At 61.0% G+C, this 21,574-nt stretch carries 21 protein-coding genes, 1 pseudogene and 1 riboswitch; of the genes and pseudogenes, 8 read left to right on the forward strand and 14 right to left on the reverse strand.

All coding sequences use genetic code 11. From position 1 onward, the window contains the following. Positions 1-37: 37 nt before the first annotated feature. From J3O30_RS18255 to J3O30_RS18290, 8 genes are all read right to left on the reverse strand, one after another. Positions 38-1,207 carry a M20 aminoacylase family protein gene (locus tag J3O30_RS18255; RefSeq protein ID WP_207581631.1) on the reverse strand — a complete coding sequence of 390 codons (1,170 nt, stop codon included), beginning with the start codon at positions 1,205-1,207 and terminating at the stop codon, positions 38-40. A gap of 92 nt (positions 1,208-1,299) precedes the next feature. After that, entirely contained in the window at positions 1,300-2,805 is a 1,506-nt protein-coding gene (locus J3O30_RS18260) for a tripartite tricarboxylate transporter permease (protein WP_207581632.1), read from the reverse strand. Between the two features lie 9 nt (positions 2,806-2,814). Beyond that, positions 2,815-3,276 carry a tripartite tricarboxylate transporter TctB family protein gene (locus tag J3O30_RS18265; protein ID WP_207581633.1) on the reverse strand — a complete coding sequence of 154 codons (462 nt, stop codon included), beginning with the start codon at positions 3,274-3,276 and terminating at the stop codon, positions 2,815-2,817. Positions 3,277-3,488: 212 nt separating this feature from the next. Continuing rightward, positions 3,489-4,472, reverse strand: coding sequence for a tripartite tricarboxylate transporter substrate-binding protein (locus J3O30_RS18270; RefSeq protein ID WP_207581634.1), 984 nt, complete (start codon positions 4,470-4,472; stop codon positions 3,489-3,491). Between the two features lie 211 nt (positions 4,473-4,683). Then, positions 4,684-5,133, reverse strand: a complete 450-nt coding sequence (locus J3O30_RS18275) for an SRPBCC family protein (RefSeq protein ID WP_207581635.1) — start codon at positions 5,131-5,133, stop codon at positions 4,684-4,686. 167 nt (positions 5,134-5,300) lie between these two features. After that, positions 5,301-5,624 (reverse strand): metalloregulator ArsR/SmtB family transcription factor, encoded by a 324-nt coding sequence (locus tag J3O30_RS18280; RefSeq protein WP_207584368.1) that lies wholly within the window; start codon positions 5,622-5,624, stop codon positions 5,301-5,303. A 156-nt stretch (positions 5,625-5,780) separates the two neighbouring features. Continuing rightward, positions 5,781-7,139 (reverse strand): sigma-54 dependent transcriptional regulator, encoded by a 1,359-nt coding sequence (locus tag J3O30_RS18285; RefSeq protein ID WP_207581636.1) that lies wholly within the window; start codon positions 7,137-7,139, stop codon positions 5,781-5,783. Further along, positions 7,136-8,929, reverse strand: a complete 1,794-nt coding sequence (locus J3O30_RS18290) for a sensor histidine kinase (RefSeq protein ID WP_259673865.1) — start codon at positions 8,927-8,929, stop codon at positions 7,136-7,138. The genes J3O30_RS18285 and J3O30_RS18290 overlap by 4 nt, the downstream gene beginning before the upstream one ends. A gap of 191 nt (positions 8,930-9,120) precedes the next feature. Between J3O30_RS18290 and J3O30_RS18295 the strand changes: the two genes are divergently transcribed. After that, positions 9,121-9,783, forward strand: coding sequence for a sulfite oxidase-like oxidoreductase (locus tag J3O30_RS18295; RefSeq protein ID WP_207581637.1), 663 nt, complete (start codon positions 9,121-9,123; stop codon positions 9,781-9,783). Here J3O30_RS18295 and J3O30_RS18300 read toward each other — a convergent pair. From J3O30_RS18300 to J3O30_RS18310, 3 genes are read right to left on the reverse strand one after another with little or no spacing between them, the layout of a single operon-like run. Next, a complete protein-coding gene (locus tag J3O30_RS18300; protein ID WP_207581638.1) occupies positions 9,768-10,400 on the reverse strand; it encodes a hypothetical protein in 633 nt (210 codons plus the stop codon). The two genes, J3O30_RS18295 and J3O30_RS18300, sit on opposite strands and share 16 nt — an antisense overlap. Before the next feature lie 51 nt (positions 10,401-10,451). Further along, a complete protein-coding gene (locus J3O30_RS18305) occupies positions 10,452-11,198 on the reverse strand; it encodes a CbtA family protein (RefSeq protein WP_207581639.1) in 747 nt (248 codons plus the stop codon). Between the two features lie 13 nt (positions 11,199-11,211). After that, on the reverse strand, positions 11,212-11,421 hold the full coding sequence (locus J3O30_RS18310; protein WP_065692515.1) for a CbtB domain-containing protein: 210 nt from the start codon (positions 11,419-11,421) through the stop codon (positions 11,212-11,214). Positions 11,422-11,434: 13 nt separating this feature from the next. After that, positions 11,435-11,577: riboswitch (adenosylcobalamin (AdoCbl) riboswitch) on the reverse strand. A 77-nt stretch (positions 11,578-11,654) separates the two neighbouring features. Here J3O30_RS18310 and J3O30_RS18315 point away from each other — a divergent pair. Beyond that, positions 11,655-12,209, forward strand: coding sequence for a histidine phosphatase family protein (locus tag J3O30_RS18315; RefSeq protein ID WP_207581640.1), 555 nt, complete (start codon positions 11,655-11,657; stop codon positions 12,207-12,209). Between the two features lie 452 nt (positions 12,210-12,661). Continuing rightward, on the forward strand, positions 12,662-14,233 hold the full coding sequence (locus J3O30_RS18320) for a bifunctional diguanylate cyclase/phosphodiesterase (RefSeq protein ID WP_207581641.1): 1,572 nt from the start codon (positions 12,662-12,664) through the stop codon (positions 14,231-14,233). A gap of 67 nt (positions 14,234-14,300) precedes the next feature. Here J3O30_RS18320 and J3O30_RS18325 read toward each other — a convergent pair whose 3' ends face one another. Then, the gene (locus tag J3O30_RS18325; protein ID WP_207581642.1) at positions 14,301-15,902 is read right to left on the reverse strand and encodes an inorganic phosphate transporter; all 1,602 of its coding nucleotides are present in this window, start codon (positions 15,900-15,902) and stop codon (positions 14,301-14,303) included. A gap of 138 nt (positions 15,903-16,040) precedes the next feature. Between J3O30_RS18325 and J3O30_RS33225 the strand changes: the two are divergent. Continuing rightward, a pseudogene (locus J3O30_RS33225) lies at positions 16,041-16,358 on the forward strand (acetate/propionate family kinase); the annotation flags it as partial. Between the two features lie 34 nt (positions 16,359-16,392). Here the strand turns inward: J3O30_RS33225 and J3O30_RS18335 are convergent. Then, positions 16,393-17,283 (reverse strand): helix-turn-helix domain-containing protein, encoded by an 891-nt coding sequence (locus tag J3O30_RS18335; protein WP_207581644.1) that lies wholly within the window; start codon positions 17,281-17,283, stop codon positions 16,393-16,395. 116 nt (positions 17,284-17,399) lie between these two features. On the opposite strand from J3O30_RS18335, the gene pobA reads away from it, so the two are divergent. The 3 genes from pobA (at position 17,400) to J3O30_RS18350 (ending at position 20,232) form a co-directional block, all read left to right on the forward strand. Beyond that, a complete protein-coding gene (gene pobA, locus J3O30_RS18340; protein WP_207581645.1) occupies positions 17,400-18,572 on the forward strand; it encodes a 4-hydroxybenzoate 3-monooxygenase in 1,173 nt (390 codons plus the stop codon). A 546-nt stretch (positions 18,573-19,118) separates the two neighbouring features. Continuing rightward, the gene (locus tag J3O30_RS18345) at positions 19,119-19,952 is read left to right on the forward strand and encodes a VCBS domain-containing protein (protein ID WP_207581646.1); all 834 of its coding nucleotides are present in this window, start codon (positions 19,119-19,121) and stop codon (positions 19,950-19,952) included. Between the two features lie 94 nt (positions 19,953-20,046). Beyond that, complete coding sequence (locus J3O30_RS18350) at positions 20,047-20,232, forward strand: hypothetical protein (RefSeq protein ID WP_207581647.1); 186 nt, start codon at positions 20,047-20,049, stop codon at positions 20,230-20,232. Here J3O30_RS18350 and J3O30_RS18355 read toward each other — a convergent pair. Next, a complete protein-coding gene (locus J3O30_RS18355) occupies positions 20,229-21,086 on the reverse strand; it encodes a hypothetical protein (RefSeq protein WP_207581648.1) in 858 nt (285 codons plus the stop codon). The genes J3O30_RS18350 and J3O30_RS18355 overlap by 4 nt on opposite strands. 191 nt (positions 21,087-21,277) lie before the next feature. Here J3O30_RS18355 and J3O30_RS18360 point away from each other — a divergent pair, with 191 nt between their 5' ends. Next, positions 21,278-21,574 carry a hypothetical protein gene (locus J3O30_RS18360; protein ID WP_207581649.1) on the forward strand — a complete coding sequence of 99 codons (297 nt, stop codon included), beginning with the start codon at positions 21,278-21,280 and terminating at the stop codon, positions 21,572-21,574.

The following is a 21,574-nucleotide window of genomic DNA, read 5'->3' on the forward strand; positions in this document are numbered from 1 at the left end:
TATCCCGAAACCGCTGCACACTTCCGGGCGACATGCGTTAAATCCTCAACTCCCGCTCCACTAACGCCACCCAGTAAGCCGCCCCATATCCAAGCGCCCCATCGTTGAAATCATAAGCTGTGTTGTGATGCAGCGCCCCATCCACTGCTGGCCCGTTGCCGAGCCAGGCGTAACAGCCCGGCGCATTCTGCGCGAAGAAGGCAAAGTCGTCGCCTGCCGTGGACGGCGGAAAGCTTGTCCGCACCTTCCCGCCGAATACCGAGCCGGCCGCGGCGAGCGCCCGCGCGGTTGCATTCGCATCGTTGATAACAGGCGGAATCCGCCGCTCGAATACGTAGTCGACGGCAACCGCGTACATAGCCGCAGTGCCATGCGCCAACCGACCGATCTCGGTCTCCAGCTGATCGCGTACCTCGGGTGAATAGGCCCGCGCCGTCCCGCCGATCTCCACGATATCGGGAATGACATTCAGCGCCTTCGGGTCACCGGCCTGCAGGGAACACGCGCTGACGACGGCCGGCTGCAGCGGATCGACCACCCGTCCGACGATGGTCTGCAGCGATGACAGGAAGGTGCCGGCGGCCGTGATCGGATCGCGGCCGAGATGCGGCTTGGCGCCGTGGGTGCCGATGCCGCGAAAAGAGATGCGCCAGCTGTCGGAAGAGGCGAGCTGCGGCCCCTCGACCACGGCGATCTGGTCAATCGCAAGTCCAGGCATGTTATGCAGCCCGTAGACGGCATCGCAGGGGAAAAGTTTGAACAGCCCCTCCTCGACCATGCGCCTTGCCCCGCCTCGCCCTTCTTCCGCCGGCTGGAAGATGAAATGCACCGTGCCGGAGAAGCCTCGCGTCGCCGCAAGATGCCGCGCGGCACCGAGCAGCATCGCCGTATGACCGTCATGGCCGCAGGCATGCATCTTGCCGGGCACCGTCGATCTATAGGGCCGCTCCGCCGTTTCAGGCATGGCGAGCGCATCCATATCGGCCCTGAGCCCGATCCGGCGCGTGCCGTTGCCGACCTGCAACGTGCCGACCACACCGGTACCGGCCAGCCCGCGATGCACGCCGATGCCAGCCTCTTCGAGAAGTCGCGCGACGATACCGGCAGTGCGCTCCTCCTCGAAACCGAGTTCGGGATGGGCATGCAGATCGCGGCGCAAGGCCGTGAGGAACGGCAGATCGTCCTTGATCCGGGCGGGAATGCTCATGGGCCTGGAAATCCCTTCATGCGAAACGGGCGCCCAACCGGCGCCCGCGTCAGATCATCCCTTGTTTATCAAACGGTTCGCAAATTCAATCATCAAGTCTCTTCGACGAACACCTCTTCGCGCTTCTTCTTCACGCTTGGCAGGAAGACGATGATAAGCACGGCAAGCGCGATGGCCAGAAGAGTGGCGCTGATCGGCCGTGTGACGAAGGTCGTTGGATCGCCGCGCGACAGAATCATCGCACGTCGCAAATTCTCCTCGAGCAGCGGTCCGAGCACGAAGCCGAGCAAAAGCGGCGCCGGCTCACAGCGAAGCTTTGCCAGCACATAACCGATGAGCCCGAAGAAGGCGACGGCATAGAGGTCATAAACATTGGCGTTGACGCTGTAGACCCCGATCGAGCAGAAGGCCATGATGATTGGGAAGAGCACGTAATAAGGCACGGTCAGGAGTTTCACCCAGAGCCCGATCAGTGGCAGGTTGAGGATGACCAGCATCAGGTTGCCGATCCACATCGAGGCGATGATGCCCCAGAACAGCGCCGGCTGCTCGGTGGCGACGTTCGGGCCTGGCACGATGCCCTGGATGATCATCGCGCCGACCATCAGCGCCATGACGGGATTGGCGGGAATGCCGAGCGTCAGCAGCGGAATGAATGAGGTCTGCGCCCCGGCATTATTCGCCGATTCCGGTCCGGCGACACCGGCAACCGCGCCCTTGCCGAATTCCGCCGGCGTCTTCGAAATCCGCTTTTCCACCGTATAGGAGGCGAAGGAGGCTAGGATCGCGCCGCCGCCCGGCAGAATGCCGAGCGCCGAGCCGATCACCGTGCCGCGAATAATCGGCGCGATCATCTCCTTGAATTCCTGGCGAGAGGGCAAAAGGCTGGACACCTTGGCCATCAGTACCGTGCGTGTCGACTCGCCCTCGAGGTTGCGCAGGATTTCCGCCACCCCGAAGACCCCGACCGCGAGCGCCACAAAGTTCAACCCGTCCGCATATTCACGGATGCCGAGCGTGAAGCGCGGCGTGCCGGTATAGATGTCGGTGCCGACGAGACCGAGCAGCAGCCCGAGTGCCACCATCGCCAGCGCCTTGACGACCGAGCCATGCGCGAGAGCAATCGATGAAACGAGGCCGACGATCATCAGCGAGAAATATTCCGCCGAGCCGAATTGCAGCGCGATCGCGGTCAGCGGCGGCGCGAAGATCGCAACGAGGAAGGTCGAGACCGTGCCAGCGAAGAACGAACCGAGCGCCGCGATCGCAAGCGCTGCCCCCGCCCGTCCCTTGCGCGCCATCTGGTAACCGTCGATCGCGGTGACGGCGGAGGAGGATTCACCCGGCATGTTGATGAGGATCGCCGTGGTTGAGCCGCCATACTGCGCGCCGTAATAGATGCCGGCGAGCATGATCAGCGAGGAGACCGGTTCGAGCTGGAAGGTGATAGGCAAGAGCATGGCGATCGTCGCCGTTGCGCCGATGCCGGGCAGCACGCCGATCAGCGTGCCGAGCAGCACGCCGATCAGGCAGAAGAGCAGGTTTTCCGGAGTGCCGGCTGTCGCAAAACCGAGCGCGAGATTGCTGAAAAGATCCATCATCGCCTCCTAGAACCGGACCCAGGGGCCGAAGCGCTCGAACGGCAGCCCGAGCTCGTAGCTGAAGACCGCCACCGAAAAAACCGTCAGCAGCAGCGAAAGAATGATAGCGAGCAACACATTCATCTTTTGCGATGCGAAGCAGGCGACGAATGCGGTGAAGAACAGCGCCGGCGCAAATCCGAGCCCGCGCACCGTCAACCCGAAGAACACCGGCGCCGGCAGGATGAAAAGCATGCCGCGCCAGGCGAAGGGATCGATCGGCTCACCCTCGACCCGGAGGGCCTGAATGAAGATGACGGCGCCGAGAAGCACGAGCACGCAGGCAAGCACCAGCGGAAAATAACCCGGCCCCATTCGCACTGCCGTGCCGAGGTCGAGCCCCAGCGACTGGAGGGCGAAGAAGGCGCCGGTCGCGACGAAGAGCGCTCCGCAGATCGCATTGGTGGTATCGAAACTGATGGATTTCATGGTGTCTCCTGGAGTTGGAGATGGGGCGTCGTTACTGCAGCAATTACCGCTCATCCGCCTTCCGACACCTTCTCCCCGCAAGCGGAGAGAAGGGGATATGCCGCAAACCTCTCAGCTTTGCCACCATTGTAATGGGCAAGTCCCCTCTCCCCGCGTGCGGGCAGAGGATTAGGGTGAGGGGCTCATCCGGCATGTCCTGGACGAGACAAGTCTCAGTCCGCATATTCGCCGGCAGCCTCGATCACCGGCTTCCAGCGGGCAATCTCGCTTTCGAGCTTGGCCTTCAGCGCAGCCGGCGTCGCATCGGCATCCGAGGATGGCGCCGTGCCGAGTTCGGCGAAGCGTGCGGCGACATTCGCGTTCTTCAGCGCGACCTGCAGCGACTTCGACAGACGTTCGTTGATCGCGGCCGGCGTGCCCTTCGGCGTGTAGATGCCGTGCCAGATGCCGACTTCAAAACCCGGAAGGCCGGCTTCGACTGCAGTCGGAACGTCCTTCAGCACGTCGAGGCGGTTGGGCGAGGTCACGGCATAGGCCTTGATGGTGCCGCCCTGGATCTGCTTCGTCGTGTTGGTCGTCTGGTCGCACATGACGTCGACCTGGCCGCCGAGCAGATCGGTCATGGCAGGGCCGGTGCCTTTGTAGGGCACGGTCGTCAGCGGTGTCTGGATGGCGCTCATCAGCATCATACCGCAGAGATGCGAGGCCGCACCGATGCCGGCATTGGCGACCGTCACCTTGTCCTTGTTGGCCTTGATGTAATCGATCAACCCCTTGAGGTCTGTCGGCTCCAAGTCCTTGCGTGCGACGATCGTCATCGGCACCTCGGTGACGAGGCCCACATAATCGAAGGCGCCGAGCGGGTCATAGGCGAGCTTGCGGTAGAGCGTGGCGCTGGTCGCCATGCCGATATGGTGCAGCAGGACGGTGTAACCGTCGGGATCGGCACTCGCCACGCGGCCGGCGCCGAGCGTGCCGCCGGCGCCGCCGACATTTTCGACGACGATCTGCTGGCCGAGATCCTTCGACATGGATTCGGCGACGAGGCGCGCCACGGTGTCCGTCGGGCCGCCGGCCGCAAACGGCACGACCATGGTGATGGTGCGCTCGGGATAGGTCTGCGCCGAAGCGACGCTGACGAGAAGAGAGACCGCGGCAGCCGCGGTCAGGCCGAGCATGGCCTTCTGGATTTTCATCGTTTCCTCCCTGATGAAATAAGCAAGCCCGCCGCCGCATCCTCCGCGCCGGTTCGGATCACTCATTTGCCGCCAGGAAAAATCGACCTGCAATCATCGCCAACGCTTTCGAAAGACGATTTTGCGATAGTGCGATGCGGCATGGGTCCATTTGGAAACAAACGGCCTGCGCAATGGGTGGAAATCCACCCATTGCACCATGACCACCGGCTTATTTTTTGGGAGGCAGCACGACTTCACCGGTCTCGATCAGCGACTTGAGGTTGGAGAGAATGCGTGGCCAGCCGCCGGAAACGGCATCGATGAGCTTGGAGTTCTCGACTGCGATGGAATGGGTGACCGTCAACTTGGTGGCCGTATCATTGACCGGCTCGATCTCCATCACGCATTGCGAATAGCCCTCGGCCTTCAGCTCGGGCATGAACTCGTTCCGCCACTTCAATACGAGCCGTTTCGGCGGATCGCATTCCAGGATCTCGCCGGTGTCGGCGACCGATCCGTCCTCAAACAGAAGCTTCCAGGCAGCGCCTGCCCTCCACTCGGTGTCGAAATGTGCGCCGAGCCAGAATTTCTTCATGAATTCGGCTGTCGTCAACGCCGCCCAAAGCTGCTCGGGCGTCGTGCGGATAAAGGTGACATAGTTGTATGTACTGCCAGCCATGATGATACTCCCTTGTGGCCAGGACAAGAACAGGATGATTCTAGGCCGGGTCGGCCTAAAATCTGAATCCTGCTCTCAATTAGATAGTTAGAGCATGATGTCGTCCGAAAACCGCTCACACTTTTCGGCATCGTGGTCTAAGTACTCCCGATGGCCAGGCCGCGGATCTAGTTGCCGCCCTTGCCTTCGAGGGTCTTCTTCAGATCGGCGAGCGCATTCAGCTGCTGCCGCTCGAATTTGTTGATCCAGCGTTGCGCGATCTCGTTGATCGGCACGGGATTAATGAAATGCAGCTTCTCCCGACCTTGGCGCTGCGACGAAACGAGGCTCGCCTCCTCCAGGATCGCGACATGTTTGGCCACTGCCTGGCGCGTCATGGCGAGCCCTTGGCAGAGCTCGGCCAGCGTCTGGCCGCTTCTGGCATGCAGCCGGTCGAGCAATTGCCGCCGGCTCGCATCCGCCAGAGCCCGAAAAACCGCATCGTCATCCATGTCTTTATACGGAACCATCTGGTTGCCTGTTATTGTTTATAGGCAACCAAACAGTTGCCTGTCAAGCGGCGATTTATCGATTGCGAACCACCCGCCGACGCTGGACAGTGAAATTGAAATCGGGAAACCTCGTCCGGCAACCACGCCGCGCTCGGCTCAAGGCTCGCGCTGGACTTCGCCGGATATCTCCGTCGCCAACAGCTTCTTGTCGAGCCCGTATTTCTGCATCTTCTCGTAGAGAGTCTTCCGCGAGATGCTGAGCGATTCATAAACAGGTCTCAGGCTTCCGCCATGAGCAACGAGAGCGCTGGCGATCACGCCGCGCTCGAATTCGGCGACGCGCTCGGCCAGCCCCACCGCCTCGCCCGCCTGCCGCCCACCGCCATCGAGGCCGAGCACCAGACGATCGGCGGCATTTCTCAATTCGCGCACATTGCCCGGCCAGTCGCGCTGGGCGATGTCGGCGATCACATCAGGCAGCACGACCATCTCGTCGCGGCCGTAGCGAGCAGCTGCCTCCCGCACCAGCTGCAGGAAGAGCAGCGGAACATCCGCCCGCCGCTGCGACAGTGATGGCACATGCAGCGTCGCGACATTCAGCCGATAGAAGAGGTCGGCCCGGAAGCGTCCGGCCGCCACCTCCGCCTCCAAGTCGACCTTGCTCGTGGCGATGAAGCGTACGTCAAGCGCCACGACCTCGTTCGAGCCCAGCCGCGAAATCACCCGCTCCTGCAGCACCCGCAGGAACTTCGCCTGCAGGTCGATGGGCATCGAGCCGATCTCGTCAAGCAGGATCGTGCCACCGCGCCCGTGTTCGAATTTTCCGTAACGCGGCCTCACCGCGCCCGGAAAGGCCCCCACCTCATGGCCGAAAAGCTCACTCTCGATCAGGTTCGCCGGCAGCGCGGCACAATTGATAGCGATGAACGGCCGGCTCGCCCTGGCGCTGATATCATGGAGCGCCCGCGCCACCACCTCCTTGCCGGCCCCGGTCTCGCCGACGATAAGGGTATCGGCATCGGTCGCCCCGATCGCGCGAATGCGGTAGCGCAGATCCACGATCACCTGCGTGCGCCCCGGCAGCCGCGCCTCGATATCGTCGCGCTTGCCGGCGACCGCCTTCAGCAGCCGGTTTTCGAGCACGAGGCCGCGCCGCTCCATCGCCCGGCGGATGACGCCGGCGAGCATCTCGGGGGTGAACGGCTTCTCGATGAAATCATAGGCGCCTTCGCGCATCGCTTTCACCGCAAGCTGAACGTCGCCGTGGCCGGTGACGAGAATGACCGGCACCTCTGGGTCGAGTTCGCGGATCTTCTGCATCAGCGTCATGCCGTCCATGCCGGGCATGCGGATATCGCTGACGACGACGCCGGGAAAGCTGTAGCCGATCAGCTCCAGCACATGATCGCCGTTCGAAAAGGTCTCGACACTAAAGCCGGAAAGCTCCAGCGCCTGCGCTGTCGAGCGGCGCAGTTCCTCCTCATCGTCGACCAAAAGGATCTTCGCATCGTTCATTCCGCCGCCTCCGGCATCAGCCGTGCCGCCGATTGTAGCTCGATGCGGAATACCGCGCCTCCTTCGGGATGATCGGCAGCAGTAAGGCTGCCGCCGAAATCCTTGATGATGTTGTAGGAGATCGAAAGCCCGAGACCGAGCCCTTTGCCAACGCCCTTCGTCGTGAAGAAGGGATCGAAGATGCGCTCGGCGATGGCCGCCGGTACACCTGGCCCATGGTCCCGCACGGTCAGTACCACTTTGCCGGCCGCCTCGAAGGCCGAAACCTCGATGCGTCTGTCATCCAGCCCTTCGACCGCATCGGCCGCGTTGGAAATCACATTCACCAGCACCTGCTGCAGCCGCACCGAACCGGCGCGCACGATCGGCGGTCGGCTACCCAAATCAAGCCTGAGTTCGGCATCGGCCGCCTTCAGCCGCCAGGCGATGATCTCGAGCGTATCATGCATCGCCTCGTCGAGAGAAACCGACCCGAGCTTCTCGTTCGGTTTGCGCGCAAAATTGCGCAGGTGCCGGCTGATTGCGGCCATGCGGTCGATCAACCCGCCGATCCGCCGGATATTGTCCCCCGCCTCCTCCGTCCGACCGCGATCGATGAGAACGGAGGCGCTGTCCGTATAGGTCTTGGCGGCGGCGAGCGGCTGGTTGAACTCGTGCGACAGCGCAGCTGACATCTGCCCGAGGCCGGCAAGCTTGCCCGCCTGGATGAGATCGGCTTGTGTCTGACGGAGCTGCTGCTCGGTCAGACGCCGTTCGGCAATCTCTTCTTCTATGCGGCTGTTGACGCGGGCAAGATCGGCCGTGCGTTCCTCGACGCGCCGCTCCAGCTCGTTGCGAGCTTCAGCCTGCATCTGCATGCGCTCGGCCAAGCGCGCCCTCCGCTGCCGCAGAACAGCAACCGCGAGCCCGGCAATGCAGAGGACGAGAAAAACCGCCGCAAGCGCGGTGCGCGCCTGGGTGCGGATGGAACTCGTCTCCATCAGCACGTTCACCGTCCAGTCCTCGGCCGGCATGTAGTGCGACAGCACCAGATATTCGCTCGAACCGCGCTCGCCAGTGAGCGTCATCAGCTCGTGCGGCTCAAGGCGCTGGCGGGTCACTGGCAGTGCCGTCAGCCTGGCATTGGCATAACGCCGCGACGCTTCCGTTCGCGCTATGCGGTCGGCCGTCAGCGGCAGGATTGCACCGTAGAGCCATTCCGGGCTGCCGGACATGAAGATGATGCCCTCCGGATCGGAGACGAAGATCTTGTATTCGCCGCCGCCCCAGGAGGATTCGATCATGTCGATATCGACCTTGAAGACGATGACGCCGCGAATATCCGCGCCGGCCCGGATCGGCGCAGCGAAATAATAGCCCCGCTTCAGCGAGGTGGTGCCGAGCGCATAGAACCGCGCCTGCCAGCCTTCGATCGCCTCCTGGAAATAGGGCCGATAGCTGAAATTCTGTCCGACGAAGCTTCCCGGTCCATCGTAATTGCTCGCCGCGATCGTCTCTCCGTCCGGCTTGACCACATAAATGTCGGAGGATTTCAGCAGCCCGTTGATCTCCTTGAGATAGAGATTGGCCGCGCCGCGCAGTGCTGCATCTTCAGGCGCACTCACCAGTTCCTTGATATCGTCGTGATCGGCGATCAGCGCCGGAAGCGCCTCGTAGCGGTTGAGATGACCGCTGAGCGCCGAGACGGCAAGGCGCAGCGCCGTTCTCGCCTGCGCCGAAGCTTCCCCCATATAGGCGCGCGTCGCGATCGCGCCTCCATAGGTGAAGAAGACGAAGATGATCAGCGGCATCACCAGCAGCGCCGCTATCGCACGATATCTCGAAGACAGATCCTGCTCCTCCCCTTTCTGCCTCCACTCCCCAGTGAGGCATACCCGACGGCACAAGTCTAATAATACCCACAGTGATTTCCAAGGGCCCGTCGAAACTTGACACCCGGCAAAGGCCGATGTCCTATTGCGGCATCGTAGGGAACCCGATCATGAGCGACGACCAGACGCCCGCCGACAGCAAGCTCACCAGCTCCAAGCGTCGATGGGCGGCTGAAGGTAAATTCCTGACCGGCCGCATCAGCCGTCCCGAAGCTGAGCGCCTGCCGCCCGGCCAGCACCTCGTCAAAAACTGGCCGGTGCTCGATCTCGGCCAGCAGCCCGTCATCTCCACGAATAGCTGGCGTCTCGAGCTGCGCGGCCTCGTCGAAACGCCGCTCACCCTAACCTGGACCGACTTCCAGGCGATCGAGCAGAGCACCAAGGTCAGCGATATCCACTGCGTCACCACCTGGTCGCGCTACGACAACAAATGGAAAGGCGTTTCGACCCGCGATCTGCTCGATCGCGCCATGCCAAAGCCCGAAGCCGGTTACGTCATGCTGACGAGTTATGACGGCTATACCACCAACCTGCCGCTTGCCGATTTCGCCGCCGAGGATGCGATCCTTGCGACATCGTGGGAATGCCTGCCGCTGACGCCGGATCACGGCGGCCCGATGCGCCTCGTCGTACCGCATCTCTATTTCTGGAAAAGCGCCAAATGGCTGCGCCGCATCGAGCTGATGCCCGCCGACCAGGCCGGCTTTTGGGAAAAGAACGGTTACCACATCTATGGCGATCCGTGGCGCGAGCAGCGCTATTCCGACGATTGAGCCTTCGGCCGCAGAAAGCGGCCCAGCGCAAACGTCACAAGGGCGAACAGAGCGGCGAGCCCCGTCAGCGACGCCATGCTGGCGGGATGAAACGGCACTTTGCTCCAGCGCGGCTTGACGACATCGGCTGTGTTGAAGGCCTCGCCGCTGAACCTGCAAGTGATGAGCGCCAGGCTGCGCCGCACCATGTCGGCATCGACCGCGGAAATGATTTCATTAGCCGCAACGGCCTCCCGCGGCATCTCACGCATCTCAAGCAATACCGCCTTGGCCGCCGCGAGATAAGCATGAGCACATTCGTTGAACGGGCTCTCCTCGTCGCTCACGCTGCCCGGCATCCGCCCCCAGAGACAATAGGAATATTGGATTTCGGCATAGTTCAGAACGCGCCGGAACAGCTCGTTTGTATCAGTCGCGCGTGACGCCAACCCGATAATTTCGCCGCGGTAGTCTGAAATCACCGCCATCTCGCCATGCGAGATTTCCGGGATATCGAGGCCGGTATCGCTGCCGCCGACGCTGCGGCTATGGGCAAGCGCGTTTTCGCCAACCGCACAAAACCAAGCGGCGGCGGCAAACGCCGTCGACAGAATCGATATGGTTTTGCTGCTTTTCATACTCGCTCGAAAAACTTGAGGGCGCCGGCAAGGCGGCGCCCCTCGATGCGTTCAGTGAAATGCCGGTGCCGGTCGAGCCCGCTGCCCGCCCTTCACGGCAAGCAGCTTTTCCGCCAGCGCTCCGAAGCCAAGACCGAGCGTTGCCCAGAGGATCACCTGCATGCCGAGCGAGGTCGTGCGGAAACGCCAGAGCACCATCGCCGAGAACTTCTCCGGCACTTCGTTGATCGACGGCAGCAAATAGAGCACCAGGCCCATGAAGACGAGATAGGTGATGCCGGCGATGATCGCCCCGTTCCACAGACCGAAACGCTCGGAAAGGCGCCGCGACAGCGCCACCGCGGCAATCAAAGCAGCGATCGAGACGACGATCATCAGGAAGAACAGCTCGGTCCTGACGCCGATCGTATCGGGATTGCCGACCGCCGGCGGATTGGCCGGATACTTGATGCCGGGAACGACGACGATCGCCACGAAGGCGGCAAGGGCGATGACCGCCGAGGTGCCGCGTGCCGAAAGCCTGCTGATGCGGCCGTGCACGAAAGCGAAAGCGAGCGCGAAAAGCCCGCCGACGGCAATGCTGTAGGCCATGACGCCGGTGAAGAGGCCAAGACCGGCCTGCGTGGCACGGCTGACGATCTCAGGTTCGGCAGCTTCGCCCGCCGCCTGGGCGCTCGCCTCCTCGAAGGCGATCGCCGCATCGACCAGCGGCTCGCCGAAGATATGCGCGAAAGCAAAAACCAGAATGCCAGCGATCAACCCCGCGAGCATGCCGCGAAGTAGAAGATTTCCGACCATGTCAGGATCCCCCTTAGTGGCAGGGAAAGCCGAGGAGATGACGGCCGTCATGCACGAATTCGTGCACATACATGCCGTTGAACAGCGCCATCGCGCCTTCCTCGGTGCCGACGAAATAGATGGCGATCAGCATCAACAGGCCGCCGAAGATCGCCCAAGGCAGGATTTCTCCTACCGGGATTGGCGCCGGTGCCGCGACGGGCGCAAAAGTGGTGTCAGACATGTATTCCTCCGGGAATGACGCGTTCAGTCGAAAGAGTGCTTATGCGGCAGGGTCTGACTTCCAGCGCGAAGAACCTTCGACACGCTGGTCACAGCGGCGCGACCGTGCCGGATTTACACCGGCTTCCAAACCCGCAACAGCACGGTTATATCTGCAGGCCGAAGAGCCTGTCAACGAAACTTCATGAAGCGGCGAAGGGCTGTTCCCACCGCTATCCGGAGATCGCAACGACCGTGAATACGCGTCTTATCTGGATCTGCCACGGCGCGACGGCAGCGAGCCGCAAGGCCCTGTTCCCGCTCGATGAACCGCTGGACAACAAGGCCGCGGAAGAAGCGGCCAGGATGACCGCCCTGCCCCGCGCCGATCGTATTGTCACCAGCCCGGCTTTGCGCGCCCGCCAGACGGCCGAAGCCCTCGGCCTCGACGCCCGGATAGATCAGGCGCTTCGCGACTGCGATCACAGGCGCTGGGCCGGCAGGTCGATCGCCGCGATCGAGGCAGAAGAGCCGGAGAACCTCATGGCCTGGATGTGCGATCCTGAAGCGGCTCCGCACGGGGGCGAGAGCCTTGTTGATCTCAGAACACGTGTCGGCGGTTGGATGGACAATGAATCCGCTCTCGGCGGCCATGTGATCGCCGTCAGCCACGCGGCCGTCATCCGAGCGGCGATCGCGTACGTACTTCAGGCGCCGCTCTCCTCCTTCTGGCTCGTCGACGTCGAGCCGCTTGGCATTGTTCGCATGACCAGCAATGGACGGCGCTGGTCTCTGCGATTCCAGCATTAGCGATCCCTCATTTTATCCAGCCTTACACAAGCAAATCGCGTCATCTCTATTGAACCCGGTTCTACCGGGACTACTTCCTTGTCCCAAGGAGATGGAAGACATGACATATGACTGGAGTGGGGAGCGCACGCGGCGCCTGCGTTTGGTGCGTGTCGCCACAATTGCGGTTCTGGTCGGTCTCATCGTCAGCGTACCGCTGCTGATCGTTACCGCCTGAAGCACGAAAAGGGCGAGCGGTGCCACGGCACGCTCGCCTTCGTTCTTTCCCCCGCCTGCCGGTCTGCAACCACGACGACGATCGCGCTCAGCGTTTTACCCGGTTCCGCGAAAGCGCCCTCAGTCCCTCCACGGCACAGCCATAGGCTGCCCCTCTGATAATTCGCCTTCTGGTTTCAACGAACATTTCAGACTTTCATGATTACTTCGGCGCGGGTGGAGTCGGAGAAGACCATATGCCGGTGTTTTTCCAAAGCAAGGCCGGAAGGCAATGCGTGTCGATTGTCGGGCTTGGGATAACCCTCTGGCTCCTCGGCGCGCTGTTGCAGCTTGACGACAGCCTTGTCTTCTTCATGACCGGTTTCGGCGAATACGGCGCCGACAAGCTCGTTCTGGCGCTCGGTATCGCCGGCGCCATGAGCTTCATCTATTCGGTGCTGCGCATCGCCGACCTGCGCAAGGAAACCGAACTGCGCGCCGCCGCTCAGGCGAAGGCCGATTGGACCGCCACCCACGACCATCTGACCAAACTGCCGAACCGCTACGCCTTCGAGCGCAAGATTCTCTCACGGCCAGTCAAGGACGACGAGTACGAGGTCGAAGAGTGGAGCCGCAACGTCACCATCTTCTCCGTCGATCTCGACGGCTTCAAGAAGGTCAACGATCTCGTCGGTCACAAGGGCGGCGACGTTCTGTTGATCGAGGTTGCCAGACGGATCTGCGCGCTCGGCAACGCCGATTGCGTCTATCGCTTCGGCGGCGACGAATTCATCATTGTCGCCTTTGCTCTGACGGCGCAGCGCGAGGAGCGTTTTGCCAGGCTGCTGATCCAAGCCGTCACCCGGCCGATCCATATCGATGGTTTTGCCGTCGAAGTCGGCGCCAGCGTCGGCTATGACCGTTGGGCCGAGCGAGCCGAACCGCTGGAAGATGCCGCTCATCGTGCCGACCTCGCCATGTACGAGGCGAAATCTCGAGGACCCAACCACTATTTCGTTTTCGAACCTGCAATGCAGGACAAGGTAACGGAACGCGCTGCACTGGAAACCCGGCTGCGCGCGGCAATCGCCAATAAGGCGATCAAACCCTTCTATCAGCCGCTGATCGACCTGAAGACCGGTCAGCTCTGCGGCTTCGAGGCGTTGGCGCGTTGGATCGGCGACGATGGCGTCAACATTCCGCCTCCGGTCTTCATCGATATCGCCGAGGAAACCGGCATGATCACTGCGCTGTTCGAGGATCTCCTTGCTCAGGCCTGCAGCGATGCACTCACCTGGCCCGAGCATGTGACATTGTCTTTCAACGTCTCGCCGGTCCAGATGGAAGACAGGCTGTTGACCTCGCGCATTCTCAAGGTGCTTTCGGCAAGCCGGCTGCCGCCGCAGCGCCTGGAAGTCGAGATCACCGAGAACGCGCTGATCCAGGATCCGGCCATCGCCGCCGTGATTCTCGACGAACTGCACGCCGCCGGCATCCAGATCGCACTCGACGATTTCGGCACGGGCTATTCGAGCCTGGCCCAGCTCGCCCGCTATCGTTTCGACAAGATCAAGATCGACAAAAGCTTCATCGCCACCTATCGCGACGACGAACGTCAGGAAAAAATCGTCCGCGCCATGCTCGGACTCGGCAGGAGCCTCAACATCAAGACGACCGCTGAGGGCGTCGAGGAGCACGGCCAGCTCGCCTTCCTGCTGCAGCTCGGCTGCGACATCGGCCAAGGCTATCTTTTCGGTAAGGCGATGCCCGCCGCCGAGGCGGGCATCTTCATCAGCGATCGTAATGCCAGTCTAGCCTCAACGGCCTGACGTTATGCCTACCGTTTTGACGCAATTCCGGACGGAAAACTGCTTCGCACTTTTCCTGGAATTTGCTCTAAAAGACCTGACGCAGGATTACGAAGAGCACGAAGGCGATTGCGATCGAGGCCGGCAGCGTCAGCACCCAGGCCATCAGCATGTTGCGCACGGTCGACCATTGCAGGCCGGAACCGTTCGCCGCCATGGTGCCGGCGACGCCCGACGACAGCACATGCGTGGTCGAGACCGGCAGGCCGAGTTGATCGGCCGAGGCGATGGTGATCATCGCGACGACTTCGGCTGCCGCTCCCTGCCCGTAGGTCAGATGCGTCTTGCCGATCTTCTCGCCGACGGTGACGACGATACGCTTCCAGCCCACCATCGTGCCGAGGCCAAGCGCGATCGCCACCGCCACCTTTACCCAGAGCGGGATGAACTTCGTCGCGTTGTCGACCGCCTTGTGATAGTTCGTCACCGCGAGGAGATCGCCGGCATCCATCGGCAACAGCTTCTGCTTGTCAATCAGCTTCAGCGCCTCGCCAATCAAGTAGATGTCATTGCGGACGTTGCCGACGAGATTGGTCGGCACCGCTTCGAGCGTCGGGAAGCCAGCGACTTCGGCGCTCGTCTGATGAATATATTGCTGCAGGGCCGGCGTCGTCGCATCCGTCCAGGTCTTGTTCTTGACGGCGTTGCTGACTTCGGCCTTGTAGTCGGTGACGGTCACGCCTGGCTTCACATATTTGCCGAGCGCGGCTTCCACCTGGACCGATGCCGACTTGTAGGCTTCAAGATAGTTGACATCGGGCGTGCGGTTTAGTGCGAAAGCTGTCGGCACGAGGCCGATCAGGATGAGCATGATGAGGCCCATGCCCTTCTGGCCGTCATTGGAACCGTGGGCGAAGCTGACGCCGGTGCAGGTGAAGATCAGGATCGCACGGATCCAGAGCGGCGGCGCCTGGTTGCCCTTCGGTTCGGCATAGAGCGCCTTGTTGCGCACCAGAAGCTTCATGACCAGCAGAAGCACCGCGGAGAGACCGAAGCCGATCAGCGGCGAGATCAGCAGCGACAGGCCGATATTGGTCGCCTGCGACCAGTCGACGCCGCTGGTCGCAGTGCCGGCTGGTGCCAGGAACTGGTTTGCTAGGCCGACGCCGATGATCGATCCCACCAGCGTATGCGAACTCGACGACGGCAGGCCGAGATACCAAGTGCCGAGATTCCAGACGATCGCGGCGATCAGCAGCGCAAACACCATGGCAAGGCCAGAGCCGGAGCCCACCTGCAGGATCAGTTCCACCGGCAGCAGCGCCAGAATGCCGAAGGCGACGGCGCCGCTCGAGGTCAGTACGCCGAGAAAGTTGAAGAAGCCGGACCAGATGACGGCGAATTCCGCCGGCATGGAACGGGTGTAGATGACAGTGGCGACGGCATTGGCCGTATCGTGGAAACCGTTGACAAATTCGAAGCCGAGCGCAATCAGCAGTGCAAGGCCCAAGAGAATCCAGGGAACGGCAACTGCGGTTGTCAGGTCGCGTCCGAGTGCATAGGCGACATATCCGAGGCCGCAGACCAGAACCAGCCCGAATACCGGCAAGAACCATTTGCCGGCCGAATTCGAACTGTGGAGCGGGTGGGAAGCGTCGCTATGAACCTGGCTGGGGGCAATATCGGCCATGGCATAGTTCCTTATTCCGTTTTGCAAATTTGCCTTTTGTTAATAATTCCGCCGCGTGAAGCTCTCATGACGCCTGTCTGGCCCGTGAGCCACTGACATCGGACGATAGACCGTCACCGATATCCGGCCGGCGCGTCCATGAACATGCGGCGTCACAATCCCAGCAAGATCGATATCTTCGCGATTGATGGCGCCAAAGCGGGGCGCCTCGGCAAGGGCGTGATCGATTTCCGCGCCGAGCCGCTCTTACTCGGACTAAACCGGGGATCGCAGACATTCGACATGCCGTTGAAGGCCGAGGTGATGAAAGACCTGCACGGCGTCATCGATGAGACCTTTGCGCATCTCGGCGATCATTTCGACATGGCCGCCACCCGCGCCGCCGGCCACCGCGTCGTGCACGGCGGCAACTGTTTCACCCGCGCAATCACCCTCGACGATGCCGTCAATGATTCCGAGACCTGCGATTGCGTAGCCGAATGCCGAAACCCTACGCGCGTTCAAGCCGAACCTTCTCCCTCATGCGCCAGACCCGCGGCGTTTCTCCCGTATATTTCAGGAAGAAGCGCGAGAAATAGGCGGGGTCGGCAAAGCCGAGCCGAAATCCGATTTCCTGAACGCTGCCAAGCGTGAAAACGAGCTGGCGTTTCGCCTCGTCGACGAGTTTGCCGGCGATCAAAGCGTGCGGGGTGCTGCCAGTCATCGACCGGACGATCCGGGTGAGATGTGTCGGCGAAACTCCGAGTTCTCTGGCGTAGAAGGAAGCGGGCTTGTGCGATCGAAAATGCTGCTGAAGAAGCTCGTTTAGCTTTTCCATGCGCCGCTCGTTCTCATTCGACGCAAGTTCGTCACTGTTTCCCTCCTGTGAAATCCTCGCCGTCAGCCGCAGCACCAGAGCCACGTAGGCGCCCAGCGTCTCGTTGCGGCCGCTGCGGCGATTTTCGAATTCGTCGCCCAGTCGCCGCACCGTCTGCATGACATACACAGCTTCGGCATTATCAGGATCGAGGGGCGTCAGATGCGGCGTCGCCAGCCATTCGCCGAGCTGGCTCCGCTCGCCGGGCAGATGGCTGAGATGGGATCGCAATAGGGTGATCACAATGCCGTCGATATCGCGTGAAAACCGAAAGCCGTGATTGAGCCCGGGCGGTACGGTGACGATTGCCGGCGGCCGGATGGCATGCCTCTCCTCGCCGAAGATCGCATCGCCGGAACCCGCTTTGATGTACAATATCTGAAAGAAACTCTCGTGACGGTGCGGGCGTATTTCCCATTGATGCAAGCTGCTGCGGGAGCGAACTGTTTCGCAATGCAACCAAAAATCCGGCTCTCGCCCAGTATTCTCACCGTAGAGCTCGTAGGTCGGGACATGTCTGCTCATCGGGCTCTCCCGCACTAATGTTCGATTAGTGCAATTTTAAGGCCGGGATGTCCATTGCTGCAGCAAGGGCGACGGGGCAGAATCTGGCAAAACGCAAAAATGCAGGGAGGACGCATTTGCGAACCAAGGTCGCCATCATCGGCTCGGGGCCATCCGGCCTGCTGCTCGGTCAGCTTCTGACCGAGGCCGGCATCGACAATGTCATTCTCGATCGCGTGAACAAGGATTACATCCTCGGCCGGGTTCGCGCCGGCGTTCTGGAGGAAGGCACCGTCGGACTGCTGGATCAAGCCAAAGCGGCAGCGAGGCTGCATGCCGAAGGCCTGCCGCATGACGGTTTCTCACTCGCCTTCGACGGACGCGACCATCGCATCGACCTGCATGAACTGACAGGCGGCCGGCGCGTGACGGTCTACGGTCAGACCGAGGTGACGCGCGATCTCATGGAGCGGCGCGAAGCAAGCGGCGCCCTGTCGATCTACGATGCCGCCGATGTCGCGCCGCATGATTTCGACGGCCGCGCTCCCTTCCTCACCTACACAAAGGACGGCGCTGCCGGGCGCATCGATTGCGACTTCATCGCCGGCTGTGACGGCTTTCACGGCGCCAGCCGCAAGGCCGTCCCCGAACGGGCGATCCGGCGTTTCGAGAAGGTCTATCCCTTCGGCTGGTTGGGCGTTCTTGCCGACGTGGCGCCTGTCAGCCATGAGCTGATCTACGCCAACCATCCAAGGGGCTTCGCGCTCTGTTCGATGCGCTCGGCCACGCGCAGCCGCTATTATATCCAATGCTCGCGCGACGAGAAGGCGGAAGACTGGAGCGACGACCGCTTCTGGGACGAGTTGAGACGGCGCCTGCCGGCGCATCACGCCGAGGCGTTGACGACTGCGCCGTCCTTCGAGAAATCAATCGCTCCTTTACGCTCTTTCGTTGCCGAGCCGATGCGTTTCGGCCGGCTTTTCCTGGTCGGCGACGCCGCCCATATCGTTCCGCCGACCGGCGCCAAGGGGCTGAACCTTGCAGCCAGCGACGTCCATTATCTATTCTCCGGGCTGATCGAGCATTATCGCGAAGGCTCGGATGACGGCATCGACACCTACTCGCAGAAAGCACTCGCCCGTGTGTGGAAAGCCGTGCGGTTTTCCTGGTGGATGACGACGATGATGCATCGTTTTCCCGATACCGGCGATTTCGACCAGAAGATCCAGGAGGCGGAACTCGATTATCTCACTCATTCCCGCGCCGCCTCGACGGCGCTCGCGGAGAACTATGTGGGATTGCCATTCTGATATGAAGATTTGAGACTGGTGCGCGAGCCATAGAGGTCTGCGTTTTGAAGGCATCCGGAGCGCGCTCGATTTCGCCGATCAGGTCGTCATTCTCGAGCGAGGCAGACTGGCCTGGACGGGAACATTGGAAAGTCTCTTCAGCGCTCATGATGCTGTCGAGACATTGCTCGTGGTCGGCGGGCTGCACTAATGAGACGATCGCAGAACCGTAGGCCCTCCCGGTTATTCCCTCGTTCCGTCACAAAGGTTGCGCTTCGTACGTCAGCAACTCATTCGGTATATCGTCATGACGACGTCATTGTTGGCCGGTCATTATTTCCTGCCAGGAATGCTTCTGCCGCGGCCGACGAGACCGCAGCAGCACCAACACTTGAATTACGAGCAGGACCGACGTCATCGCCGCCTTCTTTATTTGGTGCCGGGAGCTGCAGCCAGTCGAATTTGCCGGCTGGAGTAGACGAATTAATCTCATGCTCCGGCAATTTACATTGCCAAGCCACCCGACAGGGTTGCATAGTCGAACACAACATCACAAGGGAGGTAGAAATGGCAAACCACAAGCCGGTCGCAGTTGACGTATACTTGCCTGTTTTCGATATCAACGATCCGATCAGTGGCGACATCCTCGAAAATACCAGTTCCACCGATGTCGATGGAGATCGGGTGCGCCTGAACTTCGTCAATGGACAACGAATTCCCCAACCCGCCGATCCGAACGGGCCCGCCACGAGCACGACGATCGAGGGGAAATACGGCACGCTGACTGTCTATTCCGACGGTGGTTACACTTATGCGCTCGATCATTCCAACCCGGTGGTATCAGCGCTCGGCCCAGGGGATCAACTCGTCGACCAGTTCAATTTCAAGATTTCCGATGGCAAAGGCGCCACGGACTTCGGCTTGCTCAATATCGCTGTCGACTTGCCGGAACGTGGCGACGTATTCGTCAATTTTGAGGATGTCGGCAAATACGACTTCCCGACCGGCTATAAAGGCTTCGATTGGGGCGCCTGGCGAGATGGTGACGACGCCACGGTTCAGAAAGAAGCCGACGGCAACCATGCTCTGTCGGGCGGCGTGTTCTGGACACCCATTCTATCCGCCGATGGCGGAACCTTCCAGATCGAGCAATTCAGCGTCGCAAACGGCACGTCGGACTATGACAACGTTCTGACGATCGAAGGTCATCTCAATGGCAATATCGTGTTCTCGACCACGGTTAACGTGACCGCCGACAGCATGGACGCACCACAAGTGATCGATCTCAGCGCCTGGGGCAAAATCGACTATCTTGTGCTCGACACCGAGCCCGTCATTACAGAAACGAGCGGTCCGGATTATTATGGTGCGCGATACGACGATTTTCATTTCATCGTTTGACTGGTGCCTGGACGGCGCGGGGTTTCCCGCGCCGGAAAGCTGAGACCAAAACGAGACCGAGCAAAGCGCTCCTGTCCAGCCTGTCGAAATGTCCGTGATAAGACTGGTAGCGGAGGTCCGTTCTGGTCACGACAGCCGACAGCCTGAACGGATCGAGATCAGCTTGGGAACATGGCAGATCGCGCTTAAGCAAGCCATCAAGCAATATCTCGAAAAAGACAGGGACGTTGTCGCGGCGAACGACGTGGCCGCGACTGGTCGTATCGAGATTGAAGGCTAGGCCGCCTGCTTCGTCAGTTGTCTGCGCTTCTTGCACTTCCGGAACCAGGTAATCGCCAGCGCTTTCCAGAACTGAACCTTATGTGTGGCCGCGAAGATTTTGGCTTCGTCTTCCGCGGTGAATAGCAGATCCACAATCGCCTCGGTGAGATCCTCGACCGCAATCTTTTCGCAATACTCGGCGTCGGTCAGGAGCAGTTCCACCGCCTTGATCTGGGGCGCCGTCAGAGGTCCGCGCTCGGCACTTGCCAACACCTCGAGGATTTCCCGAGCGAGCTTCGGGCCTCTTCTGCTGATCAACGCCTCGATCTGCTTGATGGCGATAGTCTGGCGGACGCCGGTCCCGGTGTATGCGTTCGTCGTCTTCAACACCTTCACGCCGGCCCTTGAGCAAACAAGTTCCAACGTCTGAGCATCTTCATCGGCTGCCGCGAGGGCCGCCTGGTGGAGCTGCAAAGTCGTTACACCCAATCGATCGGTATTTTGTCCGATAAACGCTTTTGCCTGAGCGATCGTACTATCCGCCTCGACGATCATCACCGGAATCAGGTCAATGTGCGGGTTTGATGCCGCGGCGATTGCCGTGTGCTGCCCGTCGAGAACTTTTAAAATGGTCTGCCCGTCGCAGTCCGCGTAAGCGCAAATGGGCGGCTTGAACTTGACCCAATCAAATCCCTCGATAATGCGCCTGATCTGCCGGCTTCCTTTTTCACTGATGTTCCGCTGATAGGCGGGATCCACGAATAAGTCCGTGGGCTTGACCAGTTCGAAAATGGGCATCCCGGTCGGCGGCGCCTGTGGCTCTAGCCCGGATATCCCCACGGGGGCGATTGGTCGAACGTTTTCCTGCATCATGGTTCCTCGCTTCTGTTGCCCTACCTTGGGAGAGTGAGGCAGAGAAAAGAACGATCCTCGCCAAGCACCGTTTACGCGGCTCTAACGTCCACAGGACTCAGCACCGTTTCGGAGCACATTGTGGATAACTCGTTGGGCTTGACTATTCGCCGTTGCTCGCAGAACGTGCTTTCTTTTTGGAGGATACTGGCGTGAGCAATGACGTTGTTGTCAGGTCTGGGAATACGGTACGGGTAGGCGAGCATGACGCTGAAGTACGGGATGCCGATGCGCGCACAGTGTACGTTGACTTCTTCACCGAAAACCGCCTGAGCAATAGCACAGTCTGCATGTCCCTTGGGGCGCTGCACCTCGATGCCGCGAACGAACCGGTCATTGATGTTTCAACTCGTCTCCGCATGGATCTGGGGTTCGCTCAAATCCTGCACGGAGTCCTTGGAGAGCTAATCGCCTCGGCGTTGAAGCCGGTCGATCAGAAGCCGAATTAA

Origin of the sequence: Rhizobium sp. NZLR1 (assembly GCF_017357385.1) — a bacterium.
Taxonomy (GTDB): Bacteria; Pseudomonadota; Alphaproteobacteria; order Rhizobiales; family Rhizobiaceae; genus Rhizobium.